Genomic DNA, 8,157 nt, shown 5'->3' with positions numbered 1-8,157 from the left:
CCGACCCTCCCCGCCACGAGCTTCGCTCGCGGGAGGAGGGGAGCCGCAGCGCCTCGACTCCCCTCCTCCCATTCGCGTCAGCGAATGGCGGGGAGAGGTCGGGGGTGGGGGGAAAAGCCCCGCGCATCGTCGCCAGTTGGTTTGCGCTGATCGCGCCGGGTCCCGGCTCGCGGTGCGCTGCACCGCGTCCGGGACAGAGGCTCCGGAAGCCGGAATGTTGCGGCAGGCTCTGCCTCACCCCTCCATCTTCTGCATGGCAGCGATGCACGCGTCGAGGAAGGCGGCCGAGGCGGGCGGCAAGGTGCGGCCCTTCTTCTTGACGAGGGCGACCGGGCGCACGAAGGCCGGGTCGTCGATCGCTTTGGAGCGCAGCGTCTGCTCGACCCGCACCTCGCGGGCCGAGCGCGGCAGCACCGTGACGCCGAGGCCGGCCCGCACCATCGCCACGGCCGACATCATGTAGGTGACCTCGCAGGCGAGCGTCGGCGTACGGCCGATGCCGAGCAGCGCCGCGTCGATCACGTCGCGCAAGCTGGTGCCGGGATTGGTCAGGATCAGCGGCAGATCGACGAGATCCTGCACGCCGATGCGGCGCTTGCGGCCGATCGGATGGTCGGCCGGATAGACGAGGCAGAGCTGGTCGGTGGTCTGGTGCAGGACGTCCAGCTCGGCGTCGGCGACGGCGCCGCCCGTGAGGCCGAGATCGACCTCCTCGCTGCGTACCATGGCCACCACATGGGCCGCGATGGCGTCGCGCACCAGCACGCCGAGCGCCGGATTGTCGCGCCGGCAGGCGAGGATCACCTGCGGCAGCAGCGACGCCGCGAAGCTCGGCAGCGCGGCGATGCGCACCGTGCCGCGCCGGCCGGCGCCGATCTCGCGGATGTCGAGGAGCGCCCCGTCCAGATCCGTCACGGTGCGTTGTAGCACCGGCATCAGCTCCAGGCCGACCCGCGTGATCTCGACCGCGCGGTTCGACCGGTCGAGCAGCCGAACCCCCAGCGCTGCCTCGAGATTCCGGATCTGCACGGTGAGGGCCGGCTGCGACAGATGCAGCAGCGCCGCTGCTTTCGTGAAGCTCCGGGTCTGCACGATCGCCAGGAAGGCCCGGATCTGACGCAGGGTGATGTCCATAATCAACCTCTATCGTGGCAATAAACTAATTTCAATTGCGTTATCACAAGCGTGGCGTAGTCCTGGAGTCGCCCCCGAAGAAGCGACGTCGGCACGGCCGCGTGCCAGCCGCCCCGTCCGGGGCTGGCTTCCGGTCCTGCTCTGCGAATTTTTCTGAATCGGCGATCGCACCGCGCCCGCGCCCCGGGCGGCGGACAGCCGGTCGCATCCTCGTCATCCGGATCGCGTGCGCGGTCGCTCGCCTCGCCCGCGGTCCCAAGGACCCCTAGGGTGAAACCATGCTCGCCTTGATCGGGCTTCTCGTCATCGTCGTCGTGCTCGCCGGGATCCTCACCAAGAGGCTCTCGCCCATGGCGGCCCTGATCATCGTGCCGATGGCCGGCGCGCTGATCGCCGGCTTCTCGGTCGCCGACACCGGCAAGTTCGCCGTCAACGGCGTCAAGAACATCGCCCCCGTCGTCGGCATGTTCGTGTTCGCGATCCTGTTCTTCGGCATCGTCAAGGATGCCGGAACGCTCGATCCGATCATCAACGGCATTCTCCGCGTCGTCGGGGTGAAGCCGTCCCGCATCGTGCTCGGCGCCGCCGTGCTCGCCGCGATCGTCCATCTCGACGGCTCGGGCGCCGTGACGTTCCTGGTCACGATCCCGGCGATGCTGCCGCTGTTCGATCGCCTCAAGATGGACAAGCGCATTCTCGCCTGCGTGGTCGCCATGGCGGCCGGCACGGCCAACATGCTGCCGTGGGGCGGCCCGACGCTGCGCGCGGCGACCGCGCTGCAGGTGCCGATCGGCGAATTGTTCATGCCGGTGCTGCCGGTGCAGATCGTCGGCCTGCTGTTCGTCTTCGCCCTCGCCTTCTTCTTCGGCCTTCGCGAGGAGAAGCGCCTGACCGCGGCCGGCGTGCTCGGTGGCGACGTCTCCGTGTCCTACACGCGCCCGGAGCTCTCCGAGGCCGAGCAGAAGCTGGTTCGTCCGAAGCTGTTCCTGGTCAACGTCGCCCTTGTGCTCGCGGTGCTCGCCGCGATGATCACCGAGATCGCCGCGCCGGTCGTCTGCTTCATGGTCGGCACCGTCGTCGCGCTGCTGATCAACTACCCGTCCGTCAACGACCAGCGCGAGCGCGTCGACGCCCACGCCAAGGCCGCCCTGATGATGGCCTCGATCCTGCTCGCCGCGGGCGTGTTCACGGGCATCATGAAGGACACCAAGATGCTGACCGAGATGGCGAAGTTCGCCGCCGGTCACGTCCCGAGCGAGTTCGCGAGCCACATGCCCGTGATGCTCGGCATGATCTCCATGCCGCTCAGCCTGCTGTTCGATCCGGACTCCTTCTACTTCGGCGTCCTGCCCGTGCTGGCCGAGGCCGGCAAGGTGCTCGGCGTCGCGCCCGTACAGATGGGCCAGGCGGCCATCATGGGCCAGATGACGGTCGGCTTCCCGATCAGCCCGCTCACGCCCGCCACCTTCCTGCTGGTCGGCCTGTGCGGCATCGAGCTCGGCGAGCATCAGAAGTTCAGCTTCCTGCCGCTGTGGGCCGTGTCGATCGTGATGACCATCACGGCCGTCGTGCTCGGCATCCTGCCGCTGTGAGCCCGCCCCGCATTCACCGAGGAACCCTGTCATGAGAACCATCAGGATCGGTTCCGGCGCCGGCTATTCCGGCGACCGCATCGAGCCCGCCGTCGAGCTCGCCGAGAAGGGCGACATCGACTACCTGGTCTTCGAGTGCCTGGCCGAGCGCACCATCGCGCTCGCTCAGCAGGCCAAGCTGAAGAACCCCGCGGCGGGCTACGACCCGCTGCTCGACGCCCGCATGAAGGCCGTGCTCGCGGTCTGCAAGCAGAAGGGCATCAAGATCGTCACCAACATGGGCGCCGCCAATCCGGAGGCCGGCGCGCAGAGGACGATCGAGATCGCCCGCGCGCTGGGCTTGAAGGGACTGAAGGTCGCGGCCGTCTCCGGCGACGACGTGCTCGACCAGATCCGCGAGACGCCGCGCAAGCTCGAGGAGACCGGCGGCTCGACCACGGATCTCGGCAACCGCATCGTCTCGGCCAACGCCTATGTCGGCGTGACGTCGATCGTCGAGGCGCTGGCGCTCGGCGCCGACGTCGTGATCACGGGCCGGGCCGCCGATCCGGCCCTGTTCATGGCGCCGCTGGTGCGCGAGTTCGGCTGGGCCATGGACGACTGGGACAAGCTCGGCAAGGGCACGGTGGTCGGCCATCTGCTCGAATGCGCCGGCCAGGTGACGGGCGGCTACTTCGCCGATCCCGGCGTCAAGGACGTCGACGGCCTCGGCCGGCTCGGCTTCCCGATCGGCGAGGTGGCGGAGGACGGCACCCTCGTCGTCACCAAGGTGGCGAGCGCCGGCGGCAAGGTGACGCCGCAGACCGTCAAGGAGCAGCTCCTCTACGAGCTGCACGACCCGAAGAACTACTTCCAGCCCGACGTGATCGCCGACTTCTCGCAGGTCGCGGTCGAGGAGATCGGTCCCGACCGGGTGCGCGTCACCGGCGGCACCGGTCGGCCCAAGACCGACACGCTCAAGGTGTCGGTCGGCTACATCGACAGCTACATCGGCGAAGGCCAGATGTCCTATGCGGGTCCGGGCGCCGTGGCGCGCGGACAGCTCGCTCTCGACATTGTGCGCGAGCGACTGGCGATCATGGGCGTCAAGACCACCGAGCTGCGCTTCGATCTGATCGGCGTCGATTCGCTGCACGGGCCGACCCGCAGCGCCGGCCGTGACCCCTACGAGGTGCGGGCCCGCGTCGCCGGCCGTACCGAGACGCTCGCCGAGGCCGTGAAGATCGGCAACGAGGTCGAGACGCTCTACACCAACGGCCCCGCCGGCGGCGGCGGCGGTTTCAAGGTGGCCCGCGAGGTCGTGGCGGTGCAGTCGGTGCTGCTGCCGCGCACCCTCGTCGGGTCGTCGGTCCGGATCCTGGAGGCGTGATCATGAAGCTGCGCGACCTCGCCCATTCCCGCACCGGGGACAAGGGCAACACATCGAACATCTCGGTCATCGCCTTCGATGCGAAAGACTGGGAGCGGCTATGCCGCCACGTCACGGTGGAGCGCGTTAAGGCGCATTTCGCCGATATCGTGAAGGGCGCCGTGGTGCGCTACGAGCTTCCGCGTATCGCGGCGCTGAACTTCGTGATGTACGAGGCGCTCGGCGGCGGGGTGACTCGCACGCTCGCGCTCGACGCCCACGGCAAGTCGCTGTCGTCGGCGCTGCTCGACCTCGAGATCCCGGACGAGGAGCCGGCGGCCTGACGGCCGCGCGCTTTCGAATGGGTGCATGTCCGCGGCGGACGATCCCCGCCCGCCGCGTGACGGCCCGAGGACCGCGACCGGCACGACCGGCCTCCAGTGCGACGTTCGCCCACGCCCGGGCGGGCGTGGAGCCGGGTCGACGTGCGAGGACCGGTCGCGGTCCGCGACGGGCCTGCGGACGACGTGACAGCACCGCGCGCGCCGCCGGCGCGCCCCTGCGGTGCCGAGCATCCCGACGCGCGACGGATCGATCTCCACATCCGGGTTTGCGGTGCGGCGGCCCTTGGGGCAAGTTGCCGGCAGGGAGGCCACCCCGCATGCCGACACTCGACCGCCGAACATTTCTCGCCGGCGCAGGCGCCGCTGCGTTCGGGCTGCCCGCGCGCGCCTGGGCGCAGGGCTCCGGCGAGGTCGACATCGTGGTGATCGGCGCCGGCGCGGCCGGCATCGCGGCCGCGCGGCGGATCGCCGCGGCGGGGCGCCGGGTCGTGATCGTCGAGGCGAGCGATCGGATCGGCGGGCGCTGCGCCACCGACACCAAGATTTTCGGCATGCCCATCGACCGCGGCGCCCACTGGCTGTGGGGTGCGGACTTCAATCCCGTCACCAAGCTGGCGGCCGGCACCGGCCTCGACGTCTATGCGGCGCCGCCCGGCCAGCGGCTGCGCATCGGCCGCCGCTACGGCCGCGAGAGCGAGCTGGAAGATTTCCTGGCCGTGCTGGTGCGCACCAACCGCGCCATCGTCGAGGCGGCCCGCGGAAAGGCCGACGTCGCCTGCCTGCAGGCGCTGCCCAAGGACCTGCTGGACTGGCGGCCGACGGTCGATTTCGTCCTCGGCCCGCTGCCCTACGGCAAGGAGCTGCGCGAGCTCTCCGCCGTCGACGTGTCGAAGGCGATGGAGCGCGACACGCCCGCCTTCTGCCGGCAGGGCGCCGGCGCCTTGCTCGCCCGGCTCGCCGACGGCCTGACGGTGCGGCTGTCGACGCCGGCGACCAAGATCAACACCTGGGTCCGCGGCAAGGTCGAGGTCGACACGCCGCGCGGCACCCTGGTCGCCCGCGCCGTGATCGTCACGGCCTCCACCAACGTGATGGCGGCCGGCAAGATCCGCTTCGACCCCGACCTGCCGAAGCGCCATGTCGACGCCTTCTCGCGCCTCGCGCTGGGCAGCCAGGATCACGTCTTCCTGGAGCTCGACGGCACGCCGCTCGGCCCGCAGCGCGACGACCTGATCGTCGAGAAGGCCGACGGTCCTGAGACGGCCGCGATGCTCGCCAACGTCTTCGGCACGCCGCTGTGCATGATCCAGCTCGGCGGAAAGCTCGGCCGCGACCTGTCGGGCAAGGGCGAGGCCGCCATGGTCGACTGGTCGAAGGAGTGGCTCGCCAAGCTCTACGGCGCCGACATCAAGAAGGCGGTGCGGCGCACCCACGCGACCCGTTGGGCCCAGGACCCGTGGGTGATGGGGGCCGCGTCGGCGGCGAGCGTCGGCGGCGCCGGCTCGCGGACCGCGTTGACCGAGCCGGTGCGCGATCGCGTGTGGTTCGCCGGCGAGGCCGTGCACGAGACGCAGTGGGGGACGGTCAACGGCGCCTGGCTGTCGGGCGAGCGGGCCGCCGAGGCGGCGATGCGGAAGTTCGGCTGGATCACCACGCCGCGCCCCGCGTCGGAGCCGCGGGAGGCGCCCAAGCGGCCGCGCCGCCAGCCCACCGCGCAGCCGTCCCGTCCGGCCGCTCCGCCCGGGCTGAGCTGGCCGTTCTGATCTGCGTCGGGCTAGTCATCTAAGGCATAATACCCTACTACCGACGGTGTTAACAAAGCGTCAGTCTCCCCAAAGGTAGTATCTCCGAAATGCCCGCTGAAGGCGGCTGTTCGGGGGTGGGGGCGACGCAGATGCAAAGTGGGAATTCGGACCCGGGCTGTGGACGGCCCGAGGCCGGCGCGGTGATCGGTCATATCGTCTCGGTGCGGGGATCGCAGGCGACGGTCGGCCTGCACGAGCACGACAGCGCCGCGATGCGCGCCACCGTCGGCCGCTTCCTGACCATCGCGAGCGGCCCGGCCGTGCTGATCGGCGTCGTCACCGACGTGTCGCGGCTGACCCGCACCTATGTGCACGATCACGACGTGGTGGCGACCGCGCAGCTCGACCTGATGGGCGAGATCGCGCCCGACCCGGAGGGGCGGCGGCGCTTCCGCCGCGGCATCGACCGTTATCCCACCATCGGCGACGCCGTCGCGCCGATCGATCACGAGGCGCTGCGGATCGTCTACGACCTCGACGCCGGCGTCACGATCGACATCGGCCATCTGCAGCAGGACCCGTCGATCCGCGCCTCGATCGACGTCGACGACATGCTGAGCAAGCATTTCGCCGTGCTCGGCACCACCGGGGTCGGCAAGTCGAGCGGCGTCGCGCTGATCCTGCAGGAGACGCTGGCGCGGCGGCCGGATCTGCGCGTCTTCCTGCTCGACGTGCACAACGAGTACGCCCGCTGCTTCCCGGACCATGCCCAGATCCTCAATCCGCGGAACCTGAAGCTGCCGTTCTGGCTGTTCAATTTCGAGGAGATCGTCGACGTCTTCTTCGGCGCCCGTCCGGGCATCGACGAGGAGACCGAGATCCTCTCGGAGGTGATCCCGATCGCCAAGGTGAGCTACCTGCAGTACCGCACCGGCGCGAGCGACCGACCGACCCTCAAGCGGCTCGATCCGCGCAGCGCCGGCTTCACGGCCGACACGCCGGTGCCGTACCGGCTCGCGGATCTCATCGCGCTGATCGACGAGCGCATGGGCAAGCTGGAGAACCGCAACTCGCGCATCGTTTATCACAAGCTGATCCAGCGCATCGAATCGGTCGCCAACGATCCGCGCTACGCCTTCATGTTCGAGAACGCCAATGTCGGCGGCGACACCATGGCGGACGTGATCTCGATGCTGTTCCGGCTGCCGCCGAACGGCCGGCCGATGACCATCATGCAACTCGCCGGCTTCCCGGCCGAGGTGGTTGACTCGCTGGTCTCGGTGCTGTGCCGGATGGCCTTCGACTTCGGCCTGTGGAGCGACGGCGCGGTGCCGCTGCTGTTCGTCTGCGAGGAGGCGCACCGCTACGCCTCGGCCGACCGCTCGATCGGCTTCGGGCCGACCCGGAAGGCGGTGTCGCGCATCGCCAAGGAGGGCCGCAAGTACGGCGTGTTCCTGGCGCTGGTCACCCAGCGTCCGGCCGAGCTCGACCCGACCATCATTTCGCAATGCTCGACCCTGTTCGCGATGCGCATGGCGAACGACCGCGACCAGGCACTGCTGCGCTCCGCCGTATCCGATGCCGCCGCCAACCTGCTCGGCTTCGTGCCGTCGCTCGGCACCCGCGAGGTGCTGGCCTTCGGCGAAGGCGTGGCGCTGCCGACCCGGCTGCGCTTCCGCGAGGTGCCGGCGCATCTCCTGCCGAAGAGCGAGGCGATCGGCAGCGTCCGGGTCGATCCCGCCGGCCGCTACGATCAGGCTTTCGTCGCCTCGGTGCTGGAGCGCTGGCGCGGCGCGACGCTGGCGAACTCCAGCGTGCGGTTGGAGGAGCCGGGCGGCACCGAGGACCTGTCCTCGCTCGGCACCGGCCACGGCCTCGATCCGGACCGCTTCAAGATCCTGAAGAAGCCGCTGACGCCCGGCCCGGCGCCGTGACGGCGACGGCCAAGGAAGGGCGCTCCTCGGCGGTCGGGCTCTACATGACGGTGTTCTATG

At 69.9% G+C, this 8,157-nt stretch carries 6 protein-coding genes; 5 read left to right on the top strand and 1 reads right to left on the bottom strand.

Features of this window, described 5'->3' with window-relative positions; genetic code table 11:
• Positions 1 to 234: 234 nt before the first annotated feature.
• The gene (locus tag CCR97_RS15915; protein WP_111359690.1) at positions 235 to 1,134 is read right to left on the bottom strand and encodes a LysR family transcriptional regulator; all 900 of its coding nucleotides are present in this window, start codon (positions 1,132 to 1,134) and stop codon (positions 235 to 237) included.
• A 278-nt stretch (positions 1,135 to 1,412) separates the two neighbouring features.
• Here CCR97_RS15915 and CCR97_RS15910 point away from each other — a divergent pair, with 278 nt between their 5' ends.
• From CCR97_RS15910 to CCR97_RS15890, 5 genes are all read left to right on the top strand, one after another.
• Complete coding sequence (locus CCR97_RS15910) at positions 1,413 to 2,726, top strand: CitMHS family transporter (RefSeq protein WP_111359691.1); 1,314 nt, start codon at positions 1,413 to 1,415, stop codon at positions 2,724 to 2,726.
• A 31-nt stretch (positions 2,727 to 2,757) separates the two neighbouring features.
• Positions 2,758 to 4,095 carry an acyclic terpene utilization AtuA family protein gene (locus tag CCR97_RS15905; protein WP_111359692.1) on the top strand — a complete coding sequence of 446 codons (1,338 nt, stop codon included), beginning with the start codon at positions 2,758 to 2,760 and terminating at the stop codon, positions 4,093 to 4,095.
• 2 nt (positions 4,096 to 4,097) lie between these two features.
• Positions 4,098 to 4,418, top strand: a complete 321-nt coding sequence (locus CCR97_RS15900) for an AtuA-related protein (protein WP_111359693.1) — start codon at positions 4,098 to 4,100, stop codon at positions 4,416 to 4,418.
• A gap of 317 nt (positions 4,419 to 4,735) precedes the next feature.
• The gene (locus CCR97_RS15895) at positions 4,736 to 6,181 is read left to right on the top strand and encodes a flavin monoamine oxidase family protein (protein ID WP_201159639.1); all 1,446 of its coding nucleotides are present in this window, start codon (positions 4,736 to 4,738) and stop codon (positions 6,179 to 6,181) included.
• Positions 6,182 to 6,312: 131 nt separating this feature from the next.
• On the top strand, positions 6,313 to 8,097 hold the full coding sequence (locus CCR97_RS15890) for an ATP-binding protein (protein WP_201159638.1): 1,785 nt from the start codon (positions 6,313 to 6,315) through the stop codon (positions 8,095 to 8,097).
• Positions 8,098 to 8,157 lie beyond the last annotated feature (60 nt).

The sequence above is a fragment of the Rhodoplanes elegans genome (genome assembly GCF_016653355.1).
Taxonomy (GTDB): Bacteria; Pseudomonadota; Alphaproteobacteria; order Rhizobiales; family Xanthobacteraceae; genus Rhodoplanes; species Rhodoplanes elegans.
This window is presented reverse-complemented; position numbering and strand designations above follow the sequence as displayed.